At 54.1% G+C, this 25380-nt stretch carries 13 protein-coding genes; all 13 read right to left on the minus strand.

Features of this window, described 5'->3' with window-relative positions; all coding sequences use genetic code 11:
- Window positions 1–49: 49 nt before the first annotated feature.
- The 13 genes from DYU11_RS32620 to DYU11_RS32680 all read right to left on the minus strand — a co-directional run bounded on the left by DYU11_RS32620 (window position 50) and on the right by DYU11_RS32680 (window position 25375).
- Window positions 50–2497: an ABC transporter permease gene (locus tag DYU11_RS32620; RefSeq protein ID WP_119671952.1), complete on the minus strand. Its 2448-nt coding sequence runs from the start codon at window positions 2495–2497 to the stop codon at window positions 50–52.
- Window positions 2498–2635: 138 nt separating this feature from the next.
- Window positions 2636–5056, minus strand: a complete 2421-nt coding sequence (locus DYU11_RS32625) for an ABC transporter permease (RefSeq protein ID WP_119671953.1) — start codon at window positions 5054–5056, stop codon at window positions 2636–2638.
- Window positions 5057–5149: 93 nt separating this feature from the next.
- Window positions 5150–7525, minus strand: a complete 2376-nt coding sequence (locus DYU11_RS32630) for an ABC transporter permease (RefSeq protein WP_119671954.1) — start codon at window positions 7523–7525, stop codon at window positions 5150–5152.
- A 95-nt stretch (window positions 7526–7620) separates the two neighbouring features.
- Window positions 7621–10065, minus strand: a complete 2445-nt coding sequence (locus DYU11_RS32635; RefSeq protein ID WP_119671955.1) for an ABC transporter permease — start codon at window positions 10063–10065, stop codon at window positions 7621–7623.
- A gap of 125 nt (window positions 10066–10190) precedes the next feature.
- Window positions 10191–12605 (minus strand): ABC transporter permease, encoded by a 2415-nt coding sequence (locus DYU11_RS32640; RefSeq protein ID WP_119671956.1) that lies wholly within the window; start codon window positions 12603–12605, stop codon window positions 10191–10193.
- Window positions 12606–12764: 159 nt separating this feature from the next.
- On the minus strand, window positions 12765–15122 hold the full coding sequence (locus DYU11_RS32645) for an ABC transporter permease (protein WP_119671957.1): 2358 nt from the start codon (window positions 15120–15122) through the stop codon (window positions 12765–12767).
- Window positions 15123–15281: 159 nt separating this feature from the next.
- Window positions 15282–17663, minus strand: coding sequence for an outer membrane beta-barrel protein (locus DYU11_RS32650; protein ID WP_229366178.1), 2382 nt, complete (start codon window positions 17661–17663; stop codon window positions 15282–15284).
- Window positions 17664–17951: 288 nt separating this feature from the next.
- Window positions 17952–19079, minus strand: coding sequence for a serine hydrolase domain-containing protein (locus tag DYU11_RS32655; protein ID WP_119671969.1), 1128 nt, complete (start codon window positions 19077–19079; stop codon window positions 17952–17954).
- 101 nt (window positions 19080–19180) lie between these two features.
- Complete coding sequence (locus DYU11_RS32660; protein ID WP_119671959.1) at window positions 19181–20005, minus strand: DUF4097 family beta strand repeat-containing protein; 825 nt, start codon at window positions 20003–20005, stop codon at window positions 19181–19183.
- Between the two features lie 5 nt (window positions 20006–20010).
- Window positions 20011–20862, minus strand: a complete 852-nt coding sequence (locus DYU11_RS32665) for a DUF4097 family beta strand repeat-containing protein (protein ID WP_119671960.1) — start codon at window positions 20860–20862, stop codon at window positions 20011–20013.
- Between the two features lie 163 nt (window positions 20863–21025).
- Window positions 21026–21847, minus strand: coding sequence for a zf-HC2 domain-containing protein (locus tag DYU11_RS32670; RefSeq protein ID WP_119671961.1), 822 nt, complete (start codon window positions 21845–21847; stop codon window positions 21026–21028).
- A 10-nt stretch (window positions 21848–21857) separates the two neighbouring features.
- The gene (locus DYU11_RS32675; protein ID WP_119671970.1) at window positions 21858–22382 is read right to left on the minus strand and encodes an RNA polymerase sigma factor; all 525 of its coding nucleotides are present in this window, start codon (window positions 22380–22382) and stop codon (window positions 21858–21860) included.
- A gap of 548 nt (window positions 22383–22930) precedes the next feature.
- Window positions 22931–25375, minus strand: coding sequence for an ABC transporter permease (locus tag DYU11_RS32680; RefSeq protein WP_119671962.1), 2445 nt, complete (start codon window positions 25373–25375; stop codon window positions 22931–22933).
- Window positions 25376–25380 lie beyond the last annotated feature (5 nt).

Genomic DNA, 25380 nt, shown 5'->3' on the forward strand with positions numbered 1-25380 from the left:
AGCGGGGTTAGCACTACCCCCTGCCCCGCGCCCCCTGCCCCCTGCTTCATTACTCCGACCGCAGGCTCTTCACCGGATTCATCAGGGCGGCCCTGATGCTCTGAAAACTCACGGTCGCAAACGCGATCAGTACCGCCAGACCACCGGCTACCAGGAACACCCAAAGCGGAATGTCGATCTTGTAGGCGAAGCCCTGCAGCCACTTGTTCATCGCCCACCAGGCAATGGGCGACGCAATCAGAATGGCGATCAGCACCAGTTTCAGAAAGTCTTTGGCCAGCAGCATAACGATGTTCGTTACCGATGCGCCCAGCACTTTCCGGACGCCGATCTCCTTGGTCCGCTGCTGAGCCGCGAAGGCCGCTAACCCAAACAGGCCCAGGCACGAAATCAGGATGGAAATGATGGTGAACGTAGTGACAATGCGTGAGGTACGGGCTTCGGCCTGGTAGTTCTTCTGGAAATCTTCGTTCAGGAAGGTATATTCAAACGGCTCGTCGGGCCGCAGCGATCGCCATGTCTGCTCCAGGAAACCCAGCACATTCGCCATGTTAGGCGTATTGACGTGCACAATAACGTAGTTGAAATTCGGCCGGCGGTTCAGCATGAAGGCATACGGCTCGATGGTCTCGTGCAGGTCTTCAAAATGGAAGTCCTTTACCACGCCCACGATCTCGAAGGGGTACGTCTGGCCCTGCCACGTAAAGTCCAGCCGTTGGCCGATGGCTTTCTTCTCATCAATCTGAAACTTGCGTAAGGTGGCTTCGTTGACGATCAGACGGTCGCTGGTGTCGCCCGGAAACTGACGCGAGAACAGGCGACCCTGTTTCAGTTGGAAGCCCATCGTTTGCATCAGATCAAAATCGACCCGGTTGATCCGGACATCCTGCCCCTGATCAACGCTCTGGTCGGGGCGGTGAAAGACCATGTCGCTCAGGTTGGCGATGCCCGGGTAAAACTGCGTACCCGATGCGCCAGCCACCTGATTGTTTCGTATAATCTCGCTCCGGAACGCGGTGTAGACGGCCCGGGCTTCACTGCTGCGCAAAGGAATAGCAATCTGCTGGTCCTGCGCGAAACCCAGTGGCTGCTCGCGCATAAACTGCATCTGCTCCTGAATGATAAACGTAGCCAGCACCAGACCAACCGACACGACAAACTGGAAAACGACCAGCCCCCGACGCAGGGCTACGGCCGACATCGAGTTGATGAATTTTCCTTTCAGCACCTGCGCCGGGTTGAACAGGGAAAGGTAGAAAGCGGGGTAGCTGCCGGCAATCAACCCGGTCAGCAGGGCCAGGGTGATAAAGGCCAGGGCGATCTGTGGTTCAAACAGCTCAAAAACCGACAGCGACTTGTTAGTGAGCTGGTTGAACAGCGACAGAAAAATAGTCACCAAAAGCAGGGCAATGACCAGCGCCAGGACCGTCAGCACCATCGACTCACCCAGAAACTGCCGCACCAGAGCACCCTGTTCGGCCCCCATCACCTTCCGGACGCCCACCTCAGCCGCCCGTTTAGCCGACCGCGCCGTGGAGAGGTTCATGAAGTTGATGCAGGCAATCAGCAGCGTAAAAATCGCAATGGAGCCCAGAATGTAGAGGTACGTTATACTGTTCGTTGGCGTAACGACCGCCTGGAAGTTGTTGTACAAATGCAGGTCAGGTACCCGGACGAGAAACATATCCTTGTCGAAGCCGACTGCTTTCAGATCGGTCCGGGCGTATTTTTCAATAAATGCCGGAAACTTCTTCTGCAGCTGCTCGGGGTCGGTGCCGGGTTGTAAGCGCAGATACGTCAGGAACATGTTGTTGTTGGCGAAATCCAGCGGTCCTTCACGCAGGAAGCGGCCAATCCCCCCGGCGTAGAGCGGTAGAAACAGCCGCGCGTCGATGTGCGAGCTGGCGCTGGCATCGCGGAAAACGCCGGTTACCCGATACTCTTCGCCCGAACCGGCTTCTCCGCCAATGCGAATGAGTTTGTCGAGCGCGCTCGTGTTGCCAAACAGCTTCCGGGCTACTTCCTCCGATAGCACCACCGAGTGCAGATCCGTGAGCGCATGCTTGGGACTGCCTTCGATAAATGTGTAGGAGAACAGGTCAAAAAACGTCGAATCAACCTGGTAGGCTTTCGTTTCGTAGAAAGATACCACGGCTTTACCCTGTTCACGTACCTGCAACAGAGCTTTCTCGTCCAGAGCAAACAGCCGGGCCATCTGCACCACCTCCGGATAGTCGGCCTTTACCGCAGGGCCGTACGGAGCCGAAGCATTTGGCCATTCCCGGCCGGCGTTCTGGCCGATTTTAGCTTTTGAGCCCAAAAGGTACAGATTGTCAGCGTGCTCATGGTGCTTGTCGAACGACAGTTCGCTGCGGATGTAGAGCAGCAACAGCATGCAGCAGGTCATACCTACCGACAGACCCAGGATGTTGATGGCCGAAAACGACTTACTCCGAAGCAGATTCCGGACGGCGATTTTAAGATAATTGCGAAGCATATGTTTTAGGGGAGAAAAGGGAGGGGAGGGAGGGGAGGGAGGAAAGGAGGAAGGGAGGAAGGGAGAAGGGGAATAAGCCGGATTCTTTCCTGCTTTTCTACCTTTCCTCCTCTCCTCCTTTCCTCCCTTTCCTCCTTCTCACTCCATTCTAAGCGATTTCACGGGATTCATCAGCGCGGCTTTGATGCTCTGGAAGCTGACCGTCAGCAGGGCAATGATCAGGACGACGACAAACGGCAGCACAAACAGCCAGCCGCTCAGGTCGGCACGGAATGCGTAGCTCTCCCGCCAGCGATTGATGGCGAACCACGCCAGCGGAGCCGATACCACGAACGCGACGAACACCAGCACGACAAACTCGCGGTACAGCAATTGTAAAATCTCGCCCACCGACGCGCCCAGCACCTTCCGGATGCCAATCTCTTTGGTGCGTTGCAGCGTTGTGAACGACGCCAGACCGAACAGGCCCAGGCAGGCGACCAGTATAGCCAGGGTCGTAAAGAAGCCGAATACCTGCCCAAAGCGCTGATCGGCCCGGTACTGCTCGGCGAAATGCTGGTCGAGGAAGAAGTACTCGAACGGATTGCCGGGAAAAAACTGATTCCAGGCTGATCGGAGCGTAGTGATGGTCTGGCTTGCTTCCGTTGGGGCCATTTTCACCGAGAAAAAGCCCCGCACGTCCGGAATCAGGCGAAGGATCAACGGTTCGTACGCTTCCCGTAGCGACTGCTGGTGGAAATTGTCGACCACGCCGACAATCGTGAAGATTTCGCCCCAGAATTCAATCTCTCTGCCAATGCTTTCTTCGGGTTTGTTAAAGCCCAGTTGCTGAATAGCCATCTTGTTGAAGATAACCGCTTTGGGGTCGGTACCGAAGTCTTTGGCGAAGTTGCGGCCGGCCAGTAGTTTCAGGCCGTAGCCGGTCAGGTAGTCGTAGTCGACACCGATAACCCGGTACTGCTTGCCCTTGCTTTCGTCGAGGCCCTTGAGCCGGATACCGCCGGCATTCCAGCCCACCGGGTCGCCGGGAATAGACGTAGAAGCGGTAATGGTACGAATCGTCGACTGGCGAAGCAGTTCCTCTTTAAACGCCTTGAGCTGACCCATGTACGTTGAATCGCTGGCAACAATGGGCGGGCGGATAATCAGCGTCTGGTCGACGTTCAGGCCCAGTGTCTGCTCCCGCATGAACTGAATCTGCCGGAAAACGGCCAGCGTACCAACCAGCAGAAACAGCGAAGCCGCAAACTGGAAAACCACCAGCCCTTTGCGCAGCAGAATCCCCTGCCGCGTATTGACCATCCGGCCTTTGAGCACGACCACGGGCCTGAAGTTGGACAGGACAAAGGCTGGGTACAAGCCCGAGAAGAATACGCCAATGGTAAAGAGACCCAGCAACGCCAGCCAGAAGCGACCACTGCCCAGCAGGGAGAGCGTCAGGTGCTGACCCGACAGGTTATTGAACGCCGGTATGGTCACGATCACGAGCAGCAGCGCCAGACCGACGGCCAAGCCGTTGAGCAGGAACGATTCAAACATGAACTGATTGATGAGCTGGCTCCGCTGCGATCCTACCGCCTTCCGAACGCCTACTTCCTTGGCCCGGTTAATGGCCCGCGCCGTTGCCAGGTTGACATAGTTAACCCAGGCAATCACGACGATGAAAAAGGCAATACCCAGCAGCAGATACACCGTGTTGCCGTCGCCGTTCGGTTCGAATTCGCCGATATAGTGCGAGTACAGGTGAATATCGCGGAGGGGTTGTAAGGTGTAAATGGCGGCTGAATTGTAGCGCTTGTGTTCCTCGCCCGCCTGTCGGTCAACCACCGACGGAAACTTGGCTTCGAGCGCTTTCGGGCTGGTGCCGGGACGTAGTAACAAATACGAGTGGCAGCCATCCCACTGCCAGGCTTTGTCGGGGTTGTTGTCCGGCCCCATGTTTTTGACGAAGGTGGCATACGAACGGAGCATATCCGCCTTGAAGTGCGAGTTTTCGGGTATGTCCTGGTAGACCCCCGTTACTGTAACGGCTTGTTTCCGGTTGACCTGCATGGTCCTGCCCAGGGCATTGGACGTACCAAACAGCTTGCGGGCCACGGATTCGGAGAGCACAACCGTGTTGGGCTCCAGCAGGGCCGTCCGGGCGTCTCCGACGATCAGCGGGTATGAGAATACGTTGAAGAAGGCCTGGCTGGCATAGTATACTTTCTCAATTTTCAACTGCTCATTGGCTTTGGCATCAACCACGATGGGGGCCGTGCCGACGACTTTAACGTACTGCTCAATCTCGCCAAACGCGTCTTTGAAGGCGTTTCCGGCTGCATACGCCCCGGACACCCATTCGGTGCTGAGCTTGCCGTCGTTGTAGCGGTCCTGCCGGATGCGATAGATCCGGTCACCTTTCGCGTGGAAGTCGTCGTAGCTCAGTTCGAACGCTACATATTGCAGAATCAGCAGACAGGCTGCCATGCCGATGGCCAGCCCAACGATGTTAATGGCGGAGAAGGCTTTGTGGCGCAGCAGGTTACGCCAGGCGACTTTGAGATAGTTTCGTAGCATAAGGGTTTGGGGTTAGGGGCTTGGGGCTAAGGGCAGGGGAGTAGGGGTTGGGGATAGGATTGTTACCCTACGCCCCATGCCCCTAGCCCCACGCTATTCAGTTCGAAGCGATTTAACGGGGTCCATCAACGCGGCCCGGATGGCCTGGAAGCTGACGGTCAGCAAGGTAATGATGGTGGCACCAATGCCCGCGAGGGCGAAAATCCACCACGAAATGCCGGTACGGTATTCGTACTGCTGCAGCCAGTCGTTGAGGAAATACCAGGCAATGGGTGCTGAGATCAGAAACGAGATGATGACCAGCCGCACGAAGTCTTTGGACAGTAGCCCCCAAAGGCTTGTGACGGACGCGCCCAGCACCTTGCGTACGCCGATTTCTTTGGTACGCTGCTCGGCCACGAACGACGCCAGACCAAACAGACCCAGGCAACTGATGAATATGGCCAGCACGGCAAAAATGCGTGCCAACTTGCCAATGCGTTCTTCATCCCGGAATTTGTTGTCGTATTCGGCATCGGCGAACTTGAAGTCAAACGGACTTTCGGGGTCGTATTTCTTGAATACCATTTCGACTTTTTTTAGCGCGTCTTTCACGGGTACGCCCGGCTTCAGTTTGACGTTGAAGATGTTAGCCCAGTCGTAGTTCACCATGAAGATGGTCGGCTTAATGGGTTCATACGGCGACTCCATCACCATGTCTTTGATGACGCCTACCACCTGCATTGGCTTCTCGTTGTACCGTATCGTTTTGCCGACGATGTTCTTGAGGCCGGTCAGTTTTACGGCTGCTTCGTTCAGCACGAACGCCGACGTATCGGTTGAGTAGGCCCGCGAAAAATCCCGGCCGTCGATGATTTTCCAGCCGATGGTTTTTCCAAACTCATGGGTGCAGGCAATCGTGCCGAACAGCGGAACGGATTTGGGGTCTTTGCCTTCCCACTCAAAGCCGATCTGATTGGACCAGACGCCGGTCGTTGGGCTCGACGACTGGCTCATTTCGTATACCGCGCCCGTCTTCAGCAGGTCATCGCGCAGCGGGTCGTATTTGCCGCCGAGCGCTGTGCTGACGGAAATTTGCAGCAGCCCGGACCGGTCGTAGCCAATGGGCCGGTTTTTGGCGTGCTGAATTTGCCGGAACACGATGATCGTGCCGATGATGAGCGTAATGGATACCGTAAATTGAAGCACGACCAGTATTTTACGCGGCAGCGACGCCCAGCGACCGACCCGGAACGTACCTTTTAAGACGCTAAGCGGGTTAAAGGAGGAGAGATACAACGCCGGGTAGCTGCCCGACACCAGGCCTGTGAGGAGCGTAAAACTTAGCAGGAGTGCCCAGAAAACAGGCGACTGGTACGGGATCGATGCCTGCTTACCGGCCAGCTCATTGAAAGACGACAGCGAAACCAGTACGATCAGCAGAGACAGCACCAGTGCAAAGGTTACGACCAGGATCGACTCGCTCAGAAACTGCGCAATCAGTTGCTGGCGGAGTGAACCGACGGCCTTTCGGATGCCTACTTCTTTGGCCCGTTTTTCGGAGCGGGCGGTGCTGAGGTTCATGAAGTTGATGCAGGCCAGCAGCAATACGAACACGCCGATAATGCCGAACAGCCAAACGAACTGAATCCCACCGCCCACGTTTTTGCCTTCCTTAAAGTCGGAGTAGAGGTGCCATTTGCTCATGGGGTGCAGGAAATACTCCGGTTTCTCCTGCGGGGTGCTGTGGGCTTTCTCTACGTCCCTGATCTTGGTCGAAACGCGTTCAATGTCAACGTTGTCGGCCAGTTGAGCGAAGCACTGAAACGAGTGGTTGCCCCATTGATCAAGCGAATTTTTTACCCACGGCTGGTCGATCAGGTAGGCGCTCCACGGCATGTAAAATTTCACCTCGTAGAACTCGGAGTTGAACGGCAGGTCGTCGAACACGCCCGTTACCCGCACGTCGCGCTTCGTGTCTACCCGGATGATTTTGTTCATCGGGTCCGTGTCGCCAAATAGCGTCCTGGCCACCGACGCCGACAGCAGAATCGAGTTCGGCTCCTTGAGCGCCGTCGCGTAACTGCCTTTGAGCATGGTCAGCGAAAGCATCTCCGGCAGGCCCGTATCCACGTACATGCCTTCCTGATTGATCTTCTTGTCTTTGCTGACCAGCAGATGACCGTAGTTCCACGAACCCAGCGCTACGTATTTAAAATCGGATGCATACTTGGTCCGGATTTCGGTAGCCGACGGAATGGAAATAGCCCGGCTGCTGCCCGTACTCCCGTTGAAAGTCTGGTTGACGTAGAGCCTGGCCAACCGGTCGTAGTTGCGGTGGAACTTGTTGAACGACAGTTCGTCGTAAATCCACAGGCCAATCAGCATGGCAATGGCCATACCGACGGCGAGGCCCAGGATGTTGATGGCGGAATAGGCTTTGTTCTTAGCCAGATTCCGGAGGGCGATTTTGAGGTAGTTGCGGAGCATTGTTTTAAGGGAGGAAAGGAGGAGAGGGAGGAAAGGAGGAAGGGGAGGAGGAAAGGAGGAGGGGAACAGGCCGTATTCTTTTCTCCCTTTCCTCCTCACTCCGTTCTAAGCGATTTCACGGGATTCATCAGCGCGGCTTTGATGCTCTGGAAACTGACCGTCAGCAAGGCAACGGATGTAGCCAGTGCGCCCGCCAGGGCAAAAACCCACCACTCAATGTCAATTTTATAGGCAAAATCCTGTAGCCAGCGGTTCATGGCGTACCACGAAATGGGCGTAGCAACGACGATGGCGATTAGTACCAGTTTCAGGAAATCTTTGGACAGTAGCCCCACAACGCTGGCAACCGACGCGCCCAGGACCTTCCGAACGCCAATTTCTTTGGTACGCTGCTGCGTAGCAAAGGCAGTCAGGCCGTACAGACCCAGGCAGGCAATCAGAACGGATAGCAGCGAAAAATACAGGAAAATGGTAGCAAAGCGGGCTTCCGACTCGTACTGGGTATTCAGCTTCTCGTCCAGGAAACTGTAATCCAGGTATGACGTTGGGAAATGGGTATGCCACTGCTTTTCAATGAAGGCAATGGCTTCCTGAGGACGCTGCATGTCAATCTTTAGGATGATCTGGGCAAAGGTTTCGCCCCGTAACACCATCACAAGCGGCTCAACTTTATGCTGCAATGAGTTAAAGTTAAAATCCTGTACAATGCCGACTACCGTTCCTCGGCGGCCACCCACCATAAACGGCTTCCCAATGGCTTTATCCGGCGTTTCCCAGCCAAACGCTTGTACGGCCGCTTCATTCAGGATGAAATTCTGGGTAGAGTCACCGCGGGCATCGGCCGGGTATTCGCGTGAAAAGTTGCGGCCGGCTGCCAGACGCATGTTCATTACGTCCACGTAATCGTAGTCGACCATAAGCCGGTAAATGCTGGTTGAAATCGGCTTGCCCTGGTTGTCGACGGTATTGGCGCCGTTATTCCCCATGCCGCCTACCAGTATGCTGTTCGACGTGGTTAACCCTTTAACCAGGCCGCCCGCTGTTACGTCGTTCCTGAACGCATCAATTTTCGACTGCACCTGCGTATCGCCGTTGACCCGGAGAGTCAACAAGGCTTCTTTCGTGTATCCCAGGTCCTTATGCTGAATGAACGACATCTGCGAATTAATGACCAGGATACCAACCAGCAGCACTATAGTAATCGTGAATTGCAGAACAACCAGCAACTGACGTAGCCAGGCCCCTCTCGCCGATGTAGAAAAGGAGCCTTTGAGAACGGTTATGGGATTGTAAGACGATATGACAAAGGCCGGGTAGATGCCGGATAGCAAACCGAGGAGCAGCGAGACCGCCAGCATAAAACCCGTCAGGCCGGGCGATGCAAATACCGAGAGGTCTTTGTTCGTGACGGCGTGAAACAGGGGCTGGAAGAGCGTACACAAGCCGAGCGCGAATACGAACGACGCTATCGCCAGCAAAAACGCTTCGATCAGATATTGGGTAATCAACTGTTTCCTGACGGCCCCGATTACCTTCTTCACGCCCACTTCCCTGGCTCGCTGAATGGAGCGGGCCGTCGCCAGATTCATGTAATTAATGCCGGCCAGCAGCAGAATAAAAATACCGACGGTGCCGAAAATGTAAAGATTGTTAAGGCTGCTGGTGGGACTGATCTCATACCGCCGATGCGAGGTCAGGTAGATGTCAGTCAGTGGCTGCAGAATAAAATCCGTTCGCCCGGCCCCTCCGCTGCCCGCGTATTTGCGCGCAAGCGGAGCCACATGTCGCTCGTAGAAATCCGGCATTTTCTCCTGAAGTGCCTTGTCGTCAGCGCCTTCTTTCAGCAGAATGTACGTGTAGAAACTGTTATTGCCCCAGGCATTGGGCGATGTGTATTCGGCCCGGTCGGAAGCGATCAGGGTTGCAAACGAAACCAGGAAGTTGAACGTAAAATGCGCGTTTTGGGGGGCGTCGGGCATAACCCCCGTAACACGGTACGGCATGCCCCGCCCGGTGCTGTCGTAAAGCAGCAGAGTGAGCGATTTACCTATTGGATTCGCGCTGCCAAAATACTTTCTGGCCATGCTCTCCGTCAGGATCAGGCTGTAGGGGTCACGCAAGGCCGTTTTGGGATCACCCTGTTTCAGTTGGTAGCTGAATACGTTGAAGAACGACGGGTCCGTAAGGAGAATGCCATTCTCGGCAAACAACTGTGCTCCTTTCCTGACAACGATCTCGTTGTTCATATCGAACCGAACGTAGTCCTCAACCTCCGGATAATCGTTCTTCAGGGATGGGCCCATCAGTACCGACGATACCGCGTGTTCAAAGGTTTCGGACTCATTAATGATCTTACCCGAAACGCGGAAGATGCGATCCGCTTTTTCATTGAATCGATCGTAACTCCACTCATCAATGACCCACAGCGTAATAAAGGCAAAGCACGTCAGCCCCGCGGTTAGCCCGCCGATGTTCAACAGGCTATAGATCCGGTTTTTGGCCAGGTTCCGGACGGCGATTTTGAGGTAGTTGCGAAGCATATGTTTTAAGGGAGAAAGGGAGGAGAGGAGGAAGGGGAGGTGAGGAGGAGGAAGGGAGGAGGGGAACAGGCCGGATTCTTTCCTTTTCTCCTCTCCTCCCCTTTCTCCTTTCCTCCCTCTCCTCCTCACTCCGTTCTAAGCGATTTCACGGGATTCATCAGCGCGGCTTTGATGCTCTGAAAGCTGACCGTCAGCAGGGCGATGAAGACCGTCAGACCTCCCGCCAGCAGGAAGACCCACCAGTGAATGTCGGTGCGGTAGGCGAAGCCGTTCAGCCAGTTGTACATCGCATACCAGGCTATCGGCGAGGCAATGACGAGAGCAATGAGTACCAGTTTCAGGAAGTCTTTCGAGAAGAGCGTTACGAGGCTCAGCTCCGTAGCGCCCAGGACCTTCCGGATGCCGATTTCCTTGGTCCGTTGCTCAGCCATGAACATCGACAGACCGAACAGACCCAGGCATGAGATTAGGATGGCCACGCCGGCGAAGATGGTGAAGAGCGTCTGCTGCGTCTGCTCGCGGGCATAGAGCCGGTCGAAGCGTTCGTCCAGAAACTGGTAGTCGAAGGGCCGTTCCGGGAAGTATTTTTTCCATACGGATTCGATGTGCTTCAACCCGGCCTCTACGTTGCGGCCGCCACCGCCGATGTGCATCGACAGCCAGTTGAGCCGGTCAGGGGCCATCACCATCGCGATGGCCGACATGTTCTGGTGGAGTGATTCAAAATGGAAGTCTTTCGTGACACCGATAATCTGACCATCTCGGGAACCGTACCTGAACCGCTTGCCAACGGCCTGCTGGGGCGTCCAGCCAAGGAGCCTGACGGCCGTTTCGTTGAGAACGATCATCGACGTATCGGTAGAGAATGAGCGCGAGAAGTTCCGCCCGGCCGCCATACCGATCTGGTAGGCAGTGATAAAGTCTTCGTCGATCTGAAGCCCCCGCAGGTTGATATTGACCGGAGCCATGCTGTCGCCTTTCATAGCCGACGCTTCCCACGAGTCGAGGAGCCGCCCCGACGGAATCCGCGACGATCGCCCCACTTCCCGAACCAGGCCGGTCGATTTTAACGCTTGTTTCAGGGTTTCGTAGTTGGTCGTTGAGTCGCCAACGTCCGATAGCAGCACGATCTGGTCTTTCTGGTAGCCAAGCCGGTAGTTCTGAATGTAGCTCATCTGGTTGTAGACTACGGCCGTGGCGATAATGAGCGCAATGGCAATCGCGAACTGCGTCACCACCAGAACCTGCCGCAGCTTTCCGTTTCGCATGGCCGACGCCACCTGACCTTTCAGAACACCGATGGGCCGGAACGACGTCAGGAAGAAGGCCGGATAACTGCCCGCTACCAGGCCCGTTATCAGCGTAATGCTGATGAGTGTGCCAAGAAAGACAGGGTCAATCAATTGCCCGAACGACAGTTGCTTGCCGGTGAAGTCGTTGAGAGAAGGCAGGCAAATCACGACCAGTACAATCGCGAAAAGCAGCGCAAAGAGAACCAGCAGAATCGATTCGCTCAGAAACTGACCGACCAGCTGGTTACGCAACGCCCCGACTACCTTACGCATCCCGACTTCCTTGGCGCGGCCGGCCGACCGGGCTGTTGCGAGGTTCATGTAATTGATACAGGCGATGAGCAGAATGAACAAACCAATGGCCGAAAAAAGGTACACATTCTTGATGTCGCTGGTCGGTTCAATCTCCGAATCCGTATGCGAGTACAGATGAATGTCCGTGACCTTCTGCAGCGTAAGCTGCGACCATTTCGAAGCTTTGGTACTGCCGTCGGACGGTACGTGTTTATCCTGAAACGGCCCAAAGGCTTTTTCCATCCGCTGCGCAGCGGCCGGTGAAGCCAGCAGTACGTAGGTATTGAACGAGTTGTTGCTCCAGTTGGTCCGTAAGCCCTCCGCGCCATAGATACGTGGGTCGTTCAGGGTCGTGAAGGAAACCAGAAAGTTCGGGTGGAAGTGGGCCTGAGGAGGCAGCGGTTCGAACACGCCCGTAACAGTCAGGTCGTACTGGTTGTTATACCGAACCGTTTTGCCGACCGGATTCTCCCTGCCGAAGTACTTCTCGGCCATTGGGCGGGAGAACAGGATGGAAAACGGGTTCTCCAGCGCCTTGTCGGGATTGCCGCTGACCAGATCGAAACTCAGGATTTTGAAGAGGTCGGCCTCCGCGAAATACACGTCCTGCTCGTCGAAGCGGTTTTCGCCGTATCGAATCAGGCCGCCGGTTTCGATGGTTCGGGCAACCTGTTCCGCTTCCGGAAAATCCTGCTTGATCAGCGGGCCGAACGGAGGGGCAACCTGGGCCAGCCGTAGTGAAGGGACGCCATCCGACGACAGAAACGTCCGTGTGACGCGGTACGCCCGGTCGGCGTTGGCATTGTAGCGGTCGTAGCTGAGTTCATCGTTAACGTAAAGGGCGATCAGCAAAAAGCACGCTAAGCCAACAGCCACCCCAACGATGTTGATGGCGCTGAACGTTTTATGTTTACGCAGGTTTCGTAGCGCAATGAGGATGTAATTGCGGAGCATGATGTCTTTGTATAAGTAGAAAGGTATCGTACGCGAACCGCTTCAAATGCTATACCAGTAAATAGAGTATGCTGATTAACAGAGGTTTACTTAGTGGGCTGTTTGGCTAATTGTCCGCAAACGGACGCGGAGCGGACAAGTTTAGCCACCCGTTCGGTTCTACTCCGTCCGTAAGCTCTTCACGGGGTCCATCAGGGCCGCTTTGATGCTCTGGAAGCTGACCGTCAGCAGGGCAATGGCGATGGCCAACAAACCCGCTCCCATAAACATCCACCACTCAATGTCGATGCGGTATTTGAAATCCTGCAGCCACTGGCTCATGCTGTACCACGCAATGGGCGTCGCAATGACGATGGCGATCAGCACCAGGCGCAGAAAATCCTTGCTGAGCAACGTAACGATGCTGGGTATGGAAGCGCCCAGCACTTTGCGAACGCCGATCTCCTTGGTCCGTTGCTCGGCCGTAAACATGGCCAGGCCGAACAGACCCAGGCAGGCAATAAAAATGGCCAGAATGGCGAAGTAGTTGGCCAGCTTGCCGATCAGTGTCTCACTCGTATACTGCTTCTCGAAGCTCTCGTCGGCAAATTCGTAGGCAAATGGATAAGCGGGATTGTGCTTTTTCGACAACGCCTGCATGCTGGCAATAGCCTTTTCAATGTCGCCGGGGCGGGTGCGAATGATAACGGTACTGTTGTAGGTCGTATCCAGCCGAAGGATGAGAGGTTCAATGGCAACTCGAAGTGAGTTCAGATGAAAGTTTTTCATCAGGCCGATGATCTTGCCGGATTTACCCCAGAACTTGAGGTCCTGACCGACCGGGCTCTTCATGCCCATACGCCGGGCGGCTTCTTCGTTGACAAGGTAGTTGGTGCTGTCGGTAACGACGTTTTTTGAGAAATCGCGGCCGTCCAGCAGCTTGATCTTCATGGTGTTGATGAAATCGTAGCTGACGGGCATCTGCGTAAAGAGCGTCTTGTCGGCGGGGTCTTTGCCTTTCCATTCTACGCCGATGGTCGAATTGCCGATGGCCAGCGGATCAGAACCGGAGGAGGTGACCGACTGAATCCCCGGCGATTGCAGCAGCTCCTGCTTGAACACGTCGAAACGTTTGGGCAGATCGCCCTCCAGCGCCATGTACACGACGTTTTCGCGGTCGAGGCCAAGATTTTTGGTGCGGATGTAATCGACCTGCCGACCCGCGATCAACGTACCGATAATGAGTAGCAGCGACAGGGCGAACTGGAACACGACCAGCCCCTGGCGGAACAGTACGGCCCCCGACTTGAACCGCAGCGTTCCCTTCAGGATTTTGACGGGTTGCAGCGACGACAGGAACAGCGCCGGGTAGCTCCCCGAGACAATACCCGTCAGCAGGGTCAGTCCCAGCAACGTTAGCCAGTAGTAAGGGTTACCGTATTCAATGCTGATCTGTTTCTCGGTCAGGGTGTTGAAAACGGGGAGTAGTACCTGAATAAGGAGGACGGCAAAAATGAGCGCCATTCCGGCCGTCAGCACGGCCTCGCCAATGAACTGTCCGATCAAAAACGACCGCTCTGCACCAACTACCTTGCGAATGCCGACTTCTTTGGCGCGTTTGGCCGACCGGGCCGTGGCCAGATTCATGAAGTTGATGCAGGCAATGATCAGGATGAAAATAGCAACGATGGTGAACAAACGCACATAGTCGATGCGTCCGCCGTCGGGTTTGCCATTGGTAAATTTAGAATAGAGGTAGCTGTCTTCGAACGGAAACAGGAACGTTTTGATGGTCGTTACGTTCTTATCGTGCTGATGGACAAAGTCCAGAATCTTGGCGTTAACGCGGTTTACATCGGCGTTGGCGTGGAGCAGCGCAAACGTCCGGATGCCGTTGTTGTCCCACTTGGTTATCCATTGATTTTCTTTTTCAAAGGGCTCCAGGGGTAAGACGAAGTCAAACTTCAGCGACGACGTTTCGGGAATGTTCTGCATCACGCCCGTTATCTTGCGGTCTTCTTTGTTGTCCAGGCGAATCATGCGCCCCAGCACGTCCGTCTTCCCAAAAAGCTTCAGCGCCACCTTTTCGGAGATGACAATGGAGGTCGGCTCCAGAATGGCGGTTTTGGCGTTGCCATGAAGGAACGGGAACGTGAAAATCTGGAACAGATCCGGACCGGCGATCCGGCCTTTCTCCTTGTACGCTTTCTGGCCCAGGGCCAGCAGCCGTTCTTCTTCCCACGTAATCTTGACGGCCTTTTCCACCTCCGGCACCTCAGCAACCAGGGCCGGAGCCAGCGGGCCGGGCGTAGCGGGCGTGGTGCTGATATCGTTGCCGGTCCACTGCTGGTTTTCAAGTACCTGGTAGATACGTGGACCATTGGCGTGGAAGCGGTTAACGCTCCGTTCGTCCTGCACCCACAGCAGAATCAGTAAACTACACGTCATGCCCAGGGCCAGGCCCAGCACGTTGATAAACGAAAATGTCTTACTCTTGGCGATATTCCGCCAGGCGATTTTCAGGTAGTTGCGTAGCATAGGGGCTTGGGGTTTAGGGCGTGGGGCAAGGGCTAAGGATCTGGATGTATATGAGACGATTGAATCAGCCGAGCATTACAAGAGATGCGTAAATAGTTCCACTCGTTGCATGGGAGTGTAGGTCAGACGTTCCGTCTGACCCAAGCCCTACGCTCAGCATCAACCGCCCGTACGATTCAGCTCTTCCAGGCTGTTGCTGCGACGGCTCTCGTCTACTTTTTGACCGCGGCTGAATTTGTAGCGCAGAGTGACGCCGATGGTTCGGGCGCGGAAATACTGATCGAACTCGTTGACGTTGCGGTCAACAACGGTTGCGGTTTTGATCCGCTGACCTTTGAAAATGTCGTTGGCGTTTAGACTAAGATCCAGTGCTTTGTTGAGGAACGTCTTCTTCAAAGCCAGGTGAATCCACCACTGCGAATCGACAAAATACAGGCCGTACGCTGTTGGCCCGCGGTACGAACCGTTGACCTCCGCCCGCAGATCGAACGGCAGTTGAATGGTCTGGTTAGACTGAATCATGTAAAAAAGGCGGTCGTTGGCGATGGATGTCTGATTCACGACCGTGTTGTACTTGTTGTACGACATAACCAGCGTGTTGCTGCTTTCCCAACGCTTACCAAACTTGATTGGGACGATACCTGTCAGGCTGACGTTGTGGCCGTCGTTGACGTTGCCGATGTAATAGACCGTCGTGGCTCTTTCGGTATCCAACAGCGGCAGCTCGGCAATTACATCGCGGACAAGCTGGTAGCTCATAATCAAGCTGTAACGCTTCCTGAAGCTGTGCGTCATGCTGAATGCGTGGGTGTACTGGGGACGCAGATACGGGTTTCCCTGCCACCAGGTGTACGGGTCGCGGTACAGAATGAACGGATTCAGGTTGCCGTAGTTGGGCCGCTGAATACGTCGGCTGTAGCTGTAATTAATGTCATAGTCGGCGTTCACCTTTTGCTGGATGAACAGGCTCGGAAACAGGCTCAGGTACGACCGGTTGGTTTCCTGCCCAGTCGTCAGCAATTGCCCGTTAGATACAGTTTGTTCGGCGCGTAAACCGGCCTGCACCGTATAACGTTCGCCGAGTTTGGTGTTCCAGTTCAGGTAAGCCGCGTAGATGAATTCGCGGTAGTAGAAGTGGTTCGTCCGGCGCGTATCGAGCACCGGTACGTCGCCGTTATTGAGATAAAACCGAGCGTCGTTATCCGAGATAACCCGACTTGCCTTGGCACCCATTTCCAGCTTTCGACCCCTCGAAAACGGACGGGTGAAGTCCATCTTAGCCGCGTAAATAGTGTAGCCGCTCCGAATGTCAGTGAACAGAAAGTCGGTGCTGTCGGGTTGGTCGGAGTTTAAGTCGCGGAAATAGTTAAAAAAATCAGACCGGTTTGGGTTAGTGATGCGTGCGTAATCCAGATCGGCCGTAAGCGTAGTCCCTGACGTGTCGAGTTTGCCCGCGTAGTGCAGGTTCGAGGTAAAATTAGTGAATCGGCTGCTGGTGTAGTTGTCCGCGTTGATGTACTGCGAAGGACGGTTTCGGTTGCTGCCAATGTAGGTATCCGTTAAGAAATTACTGTAAGCCTGGTTGGTGTTGTAATAAGCCATCGCCCCAATGGTATGGCGGTCGTTGAGCGAATAATCCGTGCCGACCCGAACGGCGGGCGGTCCCTGCGCCTGGAAGTTGCCGGTAGCTACCTGGTCAAAATACGTCGTTTGCTGTTCGCCGTAGAAAATTCGGGTAAATGTGGCTTCGCGTCCACCGACCCGCCGTGCCCAATCGAGGTTCGCAAAGGAGTTCCAGGAGCCACTTTTGTAGTTAATCGTGCCTCCACTGTTGTAGCCGTGCTGCTTGCCGTTGTACGTGTAGCCCGCGTAGAGGCTGCCGTTCATGCCGCGTTGGGTGTTCTTTTTTAGATTGATGTTCAGAATACCCGACGACCCTTCTGCATCGTACTTCGCCGATGGATTCGTGATAATTTCTACGTTTTTGACGTTCTCCGCCGACATACCTTCGAACATCGTCCGTAAGTCGCGGGCGGAGAGGTAGGTGAGTTTGCCGTCGAGCATCACCGTTACACCATTCCGGCCGTTCAACTGAATGTTACCTTCCTGGTCAATAAACACACCGGGTATTTTGGCCAGCATCTGAAAAACCGTGTTGCCCGCCACCATCGCCGTTCCTTCGACACTGACTACCATTCGGTCGGCTTCCTGCGTAATGGTTGGTTGCAGCGCCTGCACGTTTACCTCCTTCAACTGCTTGACATCGCTTTTCAACCCAATCGTACCAAAGTTCTTGGCGAAGTCAGGGGCGGTTACAGTGAAGGCAGGCGTTTCAAACTGCTTATAGCCCACGGCTGTGATGCGCAGGCGATACGTACCAACCGCTGGTGTTTGGACGGCAAACTTACCATCAGCTTCGCTCACACCACCAGTCACAATCGTAGTTGTAGACGCTGGAACGACCGCTACAGTCCCAAAACTAATGGCAGCTCCGGCTTCGTCTTTCAACGTACCGGTTAGCTTACCGGGTGTTTGCGCCATAACGGAATGGGTGATTAGCGATAAAAAGAAAAGGAAGTAAGCGTTTCTCATAGAATTATTAGATTGAATGCAGACGTTAACGTACCGCAACGACAGACCTCGCCCTACCCCTCCGAGAAGGGGGCTTTTATGATCAGGTTTGTTTTTGAATTGGGGGGTCTACCGCTGCGGTGAGCTAACTTTAATACGCACCGGTTTTTAAAACTAATGTTTCGTTACAAAGACGTGTTTTATTCCGGTTCGTTGCATCAGTTACTTCATTTTCATGCATAAATACTTTGCCTTCACTCATTCCTTCGGCCACATGGTCGGCCATTGATACTCACGAGTAATAGCCCGAACCAATTCGTGAATAAGTGGAGTTCCATTGTCTGAATTGGTCATGACCACTACACCCCGGCCCGTCTCGGCGAAGGCGACCGCGTAGCAGGAAAACCCAGCGTTTCCGCCACTATGCCGAAAGCGAAGCGTTTCGCCCGAGCCGTCTACACCAAATCCTAAGCCACCCGCTTGCGGAATCTTAACCAGCATCTGACGAACAGTGGCCTGCCGAAGTATTCCTTTATCAGCCCGGTACGAATCGCTGACATTAATCATGAATCGAGCTAAATCAGAAGGTGTGCTCCAAAGGCCGGCAGCCGCTAATTCGGGATAAACGTGGTAGCCGCCATCCACCATGTCGCCGGTCTCTTCATATCCTTTAGCTGCGCGGGATGCCTTGTCGCTCGGCAAAGGCAGGCTGAACGTACTATGTTTCATGCCAACGGGCTGAAGAACCATTTCTTCCGCTAATGCTCCAAACGATTTGCCAGTAACATCCTCCAAAAGGAGTTGGAGAACAGTGAAACCTCCTCCCGAATACGTTTCCTTTTCACCGGGTGTCTCCTTAACGCGAACAGGGGACGAGTTAGCCGGTGGAGTTCCGTTAAGAATATTCTCTACGGTAGGTAGTTTGTCAGCAGGATTATAGCCAGCGAAACCATGTACGGTCAGGCCGGCCATGTGGCTGACAAGACGCCGGACGGTCACCTTCTCCTTAGTCGTATACTCGTTCTCAGGGACTTTCCAACGCCGAAGTTTCTGGTTCACGTCTTCATCCAGTGAAAGCGTCTTAGCTTCGATGAGCCTGAATGTAGTGACCGTCGTGACCGGCTTGGAAATCGAAGCAGCCTGAAAAAGAGTGGCTGTGTCAACGGGCTTGGCTTGTGATTTATCGCTTAGCCCGTACCCTTTCGCCCAACGAATCTGACCCCCATCAAATACGGCAATGCTAACTCCCGGCACGTTCAACGCTTTCATCCGCTCGTAAATCGTTTGGTAGGAACCGCTATCAGCACCCGCCTTTGTAATCGGGATGAGTCTGTTTTCTAGGCGTTGGCTGGTCAAGGCCGACTTGCTCTGTCCGTAAGACTGCATTGTGAAGCAAGTCGTCAACACTTGACCGCAAAGCCAAAGAAATAAGATCGTTTTGTTACTCACTGATCTGCCTATTTTAATGATAGTCAAGACCTGGGTAGCTACTTCGCCTTCCGGACAAAAATACTGCCCTGCATGCTCTTCATCATGATTTCGGGGCCGCCCCCGTTGATCTTGCCGTAGACCCAGTCTTCCACACTGACCCGGTACATGCCCGACTGGCTGGAGCGTGTGGCTTTCGGCTGTGCTTTTTCGATGTCGATGTCAAAATCGCTGAAAATATCACCCCGATCCGATTTCATCTTGACGTTCGCCTTGGCGTTCGAAGGGAACGTAACATCGACACGGCCGTTGAGGGTCGAGAAAGCCATCGGGGTTTTTGAGTCGACCTCCCGAAATACTGCCCGCAAATCGCCATTAACCGTGTTGGCAACCGCAGAGCCACTGATGTTAGTCAACTCAATAGGGCCGTTGACATTGTTGATTTCCAGTTCGCCGTTCACGTTTTCGACAATAATGTCGCCGGTGTTGACAGTGCTTAACTTGAGCGAGAACCGTTGCGGCACCTTGATGGTCAGATTAACCGGCTTCGAGTGGCTCGACGTGTTTACTTTGATCCGATTGTTACGTTCTTCGGCCGAGAGTTCAAGGCCGTTGCCGGTCGGGATGCGTCTCATTCCCGGTTCGGCGGCCCGTGATGTGCTTCGTTCGCGTCGCTGGCCGTCGGAGACCGCATCGATAACTACGTCTTTTCCGGTATAGCCAACTACGTGGATGAAGCCGTTTATCAGACCAATTTCTATAGAACCAGGCTTACCGGGATCACTTAGCGGAATAACCAATTGTTCTTTTACGTCGTCCTGGGCAAGAACGGGTGCTGTTCCGGTCAGGAGCAAAAAGGCAATGGCAGTTACGATGTTATTCATGCTGATTATGATTGTTTTTTAATGTAAACGTTACCGTTGAATGTCTCGAAACGAAAGGTTTTACCACCGGTTCCGATGCGTATGGAGGTGTTTTTGTTGAGTTTGTACACCGTTTTGTCGCCCCGGCGCTCCTCATTTTTGACGACCTGTATGGGTAAGATTTCGGCCTCAGGGAAGTCGGTGTAAAACTCGCCCTGAAAGCTTTTGAATTGCAGATCGGCGGAAAGATTGGCCGGATAGCTGACCTTGATATCGCCGTTGAGCGTGTAGTACGAAGACTTCTCGGGTGGGTTCGCGAGGTAATTAGCCTCCACATTGCCGTTGACGGTGTGGGCGTCGGTGGCTCCCTTAGCGTTGGTGAGCCGAATGGCTCCGTTCACGTTCCGGACCCGCAACGACCCCGTTACGTCTTTGACCGTTACGTCACCGCGATTGACGGTGGCTATCCGAAGGTTCATCTGACGCGGCACCTTCACGGTAAAATCCAGCGTAAAATCATACTCATTGCGATCCTCGTTGCCCCAGTTATTATTTCTACGGTTCGGCCGCGAATCAAACGGCTCGGCGATGTAGGCAATCACCGTGTCGCCTTTCTGCTCAAAGGCCACCTTGAACTCCCGTTTACCTTCTTCGAGGGTTTCCTTATCGTCGGCGGTGATGCGCTTGTCTACGTTAAGCAACACCTTATCGCCGGAGGTGCCCTCTACGTTGATAAACCCGTTGATGTTGTAGATAACCAAGGTGCTGGCTCCGGTGAACTCTTTGCTCACCTTCTCCTTGAATTCGGGCGACTGGGCGTTCGATTGGGCACAGGAAAGTACCAGCCCCGCCAAAATGGGGATTAAGATGGTTTTCATGATGTGTAAGATTAATAAGGGGTTTTAAAGAGCGAAAGAGTGAGAGAGCGAAAGATTGAAAGAGTGAAAGTTTGAAAGACCGGGCCGCCGGGCGGTGAAAGAGTGAATTGGCTGCTGATTCATTCTGAATTCAGGGAAAATCACGCTTTCACTCTTTGATGAATTATGATAATTCCCGAATGGTCTGCTCGATTTTGCTCTTAACCAGGTCGTTGAGGCCTTCCTGCCTGAGCATTTGTCGGAGTGGTTTCAATGAGCGCTTCTCCTGCAGTTTGACCATTACGTCGGCGAGGGCGACCTGCACCAACGGCGAATCCTGCTGGGGGAGCGCATGAATTAAGCCTTCGCGTACTCTCGAATCATGGCCCAGATCGGCCAGGGCTTCGAGCGTTACCAACCGTACGTTGACGTTCGGATCGTTGTTGAGCGTCGTCAGCAGAGCGTCGATCACGCGGCCATCTACGTCGCTGATATCTTTCGTGTAGCTCACCGCCCGTAAACGCTCCGTGGCCGAGGGGTTTTCGAGCATCGAAAGCATCATCATCTGGCGCATTTCCTGCACCTGCGACGACAACGTATCGATCTGCTGCCTGTACGCTACGTCCGGCGACTGTTTCTGTTGGAGCCAGTAACCGGCCGCTACGCCAAGGCTTACCAACAGCAGACTATACGCCAACCGAGCGGCCAGGGTCGGTGTCCAGAATGACTTAATCTGGTCCAGTATGCTCGTCCACGAACGGGTTGGCCGGGCGGCCTCGGCTTCTGCGAACGTATCGAGCATCGCGTAGAAATTCGTACGCATGTCCGGGCGGGGTTCCGGCGTCGGAACGGTCGCCATCAGTTGCCAAACCTGCTTCGTTTCCGCCAGTTCGTGCCGGCAGTCGGGGCAGTTGGCCAGGTGCGCGTCGAGCGTGGCCCGGTCAGCGGCCGGTAGCTCATTGTTCAGGTAGTCGAGCAACCTGTCTTTCGCGCCCTCGCAATTCATTGTATGGTTGTTAGTGTTCAAGTCTCAGGTAAAGCTTTTTCAATTCGTTCATCGCCCGGTGCACCCGTACTTTCACGGCGCCTTCCGTGGTGTTCAGAATCCGGGCAATCTCCTCGTATTTCAATTCCTGATACCGGCTGAGGACCAGTACCTCGCGGTGTTCAGGGCTGAGTTTGGTCAGTGCATCCTGCAACGTGGCCAGTTCCTGTTCCCGCTGCATGGACTCGTCGGCCCTTGCCCCGCCCCCGATTCGTTCGGCATATTCGGCTACATCGTGGTGGTGCGCCGACCGCTTGTTTTTCTGCACCGAATCGACCAGTACGTTGCGGGCAAGGTGGTACATCCAGGACCGGAAGCTACCGTCGCCGGTGAATGTGTGCCGGTATTTCAGCATCCGGTAGAACACCGTCTGTACCATGTCTTCACTAGCGTCGGCGCTGCCGCTCATGTGGTACAGGAAGCCGAACAGCTCACGATGGTAGCGCTCAAAGAGCAAGCCCATCTTTTGCATATCGCCCGCCTTGACCTGAAGCATCAGCGCGTTGTCCGTTAGTGAATTCAACCTGGTAACGAGTGGGGTTTCGGAATTTGACGTGGAAACTGAGAGAATTGGAGAAGGTTACAGCGAAAATTGAAAAATTTTTGAGGAAGGGTGTGAGATTGATTTTACTACAGTCCTGAAGCCCCTAAAATCAGAGCGTTCAGATTAAAGTTTTGTCATATTGTGTGGAACTGTAAAAACTCGTTGCACTATGGAAGCTGTTGTTGAGTCAATGACCGATTACGAGGACCTAAAAGTGACGAGTAGTAATCACGCCGAATTGCCGATGAGATTGTTGTTCAGGACGTACCCATTACTACCATAGAAATCCTTTCGCCGGAACAAAGCTTGAACAGCCTGACTGATCGCATTTACAAAAAGCATTTTCCCACCGGCGTGAAACCCGTCTGGTTGGTAGTGCCAACTGTACAGACGGTTTTCATTTTATTACCCCAGCGTAAGCAAATCAACTTTTCGGAAGGCGTATTACTGATCCTGTGACGAATGAACAACTCAATTTGAGCGAGCTAGTTGAGGAATAGTTACTCCGTCCGCAAACTCTTCACCGGATTCATCAGCGCGGCTTTGATGCTCTGGAAACTGATCGTTAAAATGGCTACTGAAGCCGCCAGTATTCCGGCCAGCGCGAACATCCACCACTCCAGGTCAATCTTGTAGGCGAAGTTCTGCAACCACTGGTGCGTGGCGTAGGCAGCAATCGGTGTGGCAATCACAATGGCGATGCACACCAGCTTGAGAAAGTCTTTCGACAGCAACGTAACGATACTGGCAACCGACGCGCCCAAGACCTTACGCACACCGATTTCTTTGGTACGTTGTTCAGCGGTGAACATGGCCAGACCGAACAGACCCAAGCAAGCGATGAAGATGGCTAAGCAGGAGGCCGTTGTGAAAATGGAACTATACCGCTTTTCGGCTTCGTACTGCTTGTCGTAGCGTTCATCGACGAAGAAGTAGTCAAAGGGGTTGCCCGGATAACTTTTCTTATAAAGCCGCTCCAACTCGGCTATTTTAGCCTGAATCTTATCCGTTGTTAACCGAACCGTCAGGTTGCCATTCTCGGTGCGGGGCAGGAAGATCATGGGGTCAATCGCTTGTCGCAGCGATTGATGGTGATAATCCTTCATCACACCAACCACTTCGTAAGGTTGTCCCCAGTTGATCAGTTTACCCACGGCTTCCTGCGCCGACGTAAAGCCTAATTGCTTAGCCGCTGTCTCGTTTAGCATCACTTTGAGGCTCTTTTCCCAGGCGAGTTCGCACATCGTTGGGGTAAAATTGCTGCCTGCGGCCAGTTTTATGCCGAACGTAGACAGGTAGCGATCATCAACGATCATCATGGCGTAGCCTTTTTTGTCGTCGCCGGGGCGCGGATTTGGCCGTGCAATGCCATTGGCCGTGAAGTTATAATTATTGCCCGGAACAGCCCCGACGCTGGTATACTCGTTGATGTATGACAATTGGCTTACCTGTTGTCGGAAGGCCGTTTTCTGTTGATCAAACAGTTTGTCTTCCGGACCAATCGATGGGCCCTGAATGACCAGGAGTTGTTCCAGATTCATGCCCAAGTCTTTGTGCTGCACGTACTGTAATTGCCGGTACAGCACGACCGTGGCAATAATCAGGACCAGCGAAATACTGAATTGAAACACGACCAGCGACTGCCGTAGCCACGCGCCTTTGCCAATCTTACCGCTCAGGCCTTTCAGGGCTTGCGTTGGCTGGTACGATGTCAGGGCGAACGCCGTGTAAGCGCCCGATGCCAGGGAGCCAGCCAGCAGCAACCCGATCCCAATCAGCCACAGGTTCGTTTCACTGAAAACCGCCAGGGATAAGGGCTTATCAACGAACTCGTTAAAGGCATTTTGCGATGAGGCTACCAGGAATAGTGCTAATCCAAAGCCGAGTATATTGAGCAGCAGCGATTCGCCCAGAAACTGCCCGATTAACTGGCTTTTGTTGGCGCCCACCACTTTGCGAACGCCCACTTCTTTAGCCCGCTTCAACGATCCGGCCGTCGACAGGTTGACGTAATTGAACCAGGCAATCACTAAGATCAGGATGGCGATTCCGGTCAGCAGGTACACGAATTTCAGGTTGCCGTAGGTTATGGACGGGTCGCTCAATGATGCACCCAGATGCATGGTTGCGACCGGTTGTAACCGAATCAGATCGGTGTCCTTCGGGTCGGCTTGTTTCTTGAAGGCATTGATCTTTTGCTCCAGAGCTGCAACGTCAACCGAATTCCCGATCTTGAAAAACGTTTGTACGTAAGTACCCGCATCCAGCCTGTCGAGGGCCGCCCAGCCGTTGCCGTTGAGGTTGGCTGGGTTAGCAAATGTCTTCAACGAAAAAACCATGTCGAGCTGTAAGTCGGAGTTCGCGGGCATGTCCTGGTACACGGCCGTGACGGTGTAGGGTGTCTTACCAAAGTTATTGTTCAGCGTCAGGCGTTTACCAATGGCTTTCTGCCGGCCGAAGTACCTGCGGGCAGTTGATTCAGAGATCGCCACGGTATTGGGTTCCCGCAGTGAAGCGCCCGAACCGGCCACTACCGAAAACGAAAAGAAGTCGAAGAAACTGCTGTCGACCATGGCAATATCACTCTCGCGAAAGGAACGTAGGGGCGCGTTGCTTCGGGTATCCTGATACGAGACGATCCCTTGAACCGGACTATTTGCCGAAACCCGGCAGAAGTCGGAAATCTCGCCGAATTGCTGCCTGGCAACCGTAGCGATGGCCGGTGATACAATCTCGTAGGTGTTGCCTTCCTTCGTTTGAAACAGCAACCGGTACAACGTCGGCAGATTTGCGTGGAACTGGTTCGTGCTGCGTTCAAAGCCGACGTACTCCAGAATCAGCACAAAGGCCGCAATACCCAGTGCCAACCCGGCTACGTTGATACCGGTAAAGACTTTATTCTTCCACAGGTTGCGGAAGGCGATGGTGAGGTAATTGTGGAGCATATAGG

The organism is Fibrisoma montanum (assembly GCF_003583365.1).
In the GTDB taxonomy this organism is placed as follows: Bacteria; Bacteroidota; Bacteroidia; order Cytophagales; family Spirosomataceae; genus Fibrisoma; species Fibrisoma montanum.

Bases quoted from the DNA above. Each gene is read 5' to 3' on its own strand.
- DYU11_RS32635 (WP_119671955.1), bottom strand. From the start codon at position 10,065: ATGCTTCGCAACTACCTCAAAATCGCCGTCCGGAACCTGGCCAAAAAC.
- DYU11_RS32645 (WP_119671957.1), bottom strand. From the start codon at position 15,122: ATGCTACGCAACTACCTGAAAATCGCCTGGCGGAATATCGCCAAGAGT.
- DYU11_RS32625 (WP_119671953.1), bottom strand. From the start codon at position 5,056: ATGCTACGAAACTATCTCAAAGTCGCCTGGCGTAACCTGCTGCGCCAC.
- DYU11_RS32680 (WP_119671962.1), bottom strand. From the start codon at position 25,375: ATGCTCCACAATTACCTCACCATCGCCTTCCGCAACCTGTGGAAGAAT.
- DYU11_RS32640 (WP_119671956.1), bottom strand. From the start codon at position 12,605: ATGCTCCGCAATTACATCCTCATTGCGCTACGAAACCTGCGTAAACAT.
- DYU11_RS32670 (WP_119671961.1), bottom strand. From the start codon at position 21,847: ATGAATTGCGAGGGCGCGAAAGACAGGTTGCTCGACTACCTGAACAAT.
- DYU11_RS32665 (WP_119671960.1), bottom strand. From the start codon at position 20,862: ATGAAAACCATCTTAATCCCCATTTTGGCGGGGCTGGTACTTTCCTGT.
- DYU11_RS32660 (WP_119671959.1), bottom strand. From the start codon at position 20,005: ATGAATAACATCGTAACTGCCATTGCCTTTTTGCTCCTGACCGGAACA.
- DYU11_RS32675 (WP_119671970.1), bottom strand. From the start codon at position 22,382: ATGCTTCAGGTCAAGGCGGGCGATATGCAAAAGATGGGCTTGCTCTTT.
- DYU11_RS32650 (WP_229366178.1), bottom strand. From the start codon at position 17,663: ATGGCGCAAACACCCGGTAAGCTAACCGGTACGTTGAAAGACGAAGCC.
- DYU11_RS32655 (WP_119671969.1), bottom strand. From the start codon at position 19,079: ATGCAGTCTTACGGACAGAGCAAGTCGGCCTTGACCAGCCAACGCCTA.
- DYU11_RS32620 (WP_119671952.1), bottom strand. From the start codon at position 2,497: ATGCTTCGCAATTATCTTAAAATCGCCGTCCGGAATCTGCTTCGGAGT.
- DYU11_RS32630 (WP_119671954.1), bottom strand. From the start codon at position 7,525: ATGCTCCGCAACTACCTCAAAATCGCCCTCCGGAATCTGGCTAAGAAC.